The organism is Candidatus Magnetobacterium casense, from assembly GCF_000714715.1.
In the GTDB taxonomy this organism is placed as follows: Bacteria; Nitrospirota; Thermodesulfovibrionia; order Thermodesulfovibrionales; family Magnetobacteriaceae; genus Magnetobacterium; species Magnetobacterium casense.
Genome location: NZ_JMFO01000064.1, coordinates 1 through 1,309, shown reverse-complemented (window position 1 = coordinate 1,309; position 1,309 = coordinate 1). Strand labels below are relative to the sequence as shown.

Annotated in this window: 1 protein-coding gene; it reads left to right on the top strand. The window is 47.3% G+C overall.

Features of this window, described 5'->3' with window-relative positions:
• Positions 1-220: 220 nt before the first annotated feature.
• Positions 221-1,309: hypothetical protein (locus Mcas_RS15835; RefSeq protein WP_156033442.1), on the top strand; the 1,089-nt coding region annotated here is incomplete at its 3' end.

Below are 1,309 nucleotides of genomic sequence, written 5' to 3'. Positions count from 1 at the left end.
AAGATGAAGTTTGTCATCGAGATAGGCAACCACGTGTTTTTACGAGGAGCTGTAGTGCCAAGCGGCGTGACATATCTGACCCCCGACTCAAGCAGACGCCCGTCAGTCTGTTGTAGAGGACATTGTACTACACAACCTTGCATCATACATTGAAACACGCTGGGAATCCGCCAAACGTGCCAAGTCTAACGCCGAGTTACGCGCTATTGAGTGTATGCGTATGTATGGCAGAGAGTATGACCCTCAGAAACTACAGCAGATTTTAAGGAAAGGTGGTTCTACCGTTTATTTCTCTTTGGTGTACACGAAGGTTCGGGCTCTCTATTCCCAACTGCTTGACCTTATTTTTTCAGACAAACGTGTCTTTGATATCGTCCCGTCAACCGACATTGAGATTGAAGAGTCGTTTTTGAGAGCGGCTACATCTGCGATTATCAAGAAGGCCGCTGAAGCTGCACAAGCACAGACAGCGCCTCCTGTTGACGCTCAATACGAGCAGAAACTCATAGACGACATTAAAGAACAAATACAGACAGAGCTGCATAGGCGCTCACAAGAAAAGGCAATACGCATGGGGGACTTGATAGAAGACCAACTCAGGGACGGGGGCTTTTACGAAACGGTCAAGAAGATAATCAAGGACATGCTCATCATGCCTGTTGGGGCATTAAAGGGGCCAGTGTTGCGCAGGAAACAGGTTACAACATACAAGAAAGATGTTGATGGGAAGTGGTGGAAGTATGTTCAAGACCGGCTTGTCCCAAGTTTCAACAGGGTGTCTTTCTTTGATATATTCTTTTCGCCTTCCGCAAACAATGTCAATGATTCGTATGTCATTGAACGTCACCGAATGCACGTTAATGAACTCATGAGTCTCATCGGGGTAGAAGGTTTCTTCGATCAGGAGATAGAGGATGTGTTGTACGCACATGAGAGCAAATCAATGACATACCGGACATGGATAGACTCTGCCCGTGAGCTGCAAGAAGGGCATACATATCTTGATGTGCTCGATGAAGACCTGACATATGCCCTTGAGTTTTGGGGGATGGTACGGGGCAGATATCTGAGAGAGTTTGGATTCACCGAGGCCGAGGTTCCAAATCCCGCCCTCGCATATGAAGTAGAGGCATGGTTGATCGCGGGAAAGGTCATTAAGTGCATCATCAACCCGGGGCCAAAGCCTTACCATATTGTGTCATTCGAGGATATGCCCGACACGATATGGGGGTGTTCCCTGGCCGATATTCTTCGTGACGATCAAACGGCAGCAAGCTCAAATTACAGATCACTCATCAACAACATCATA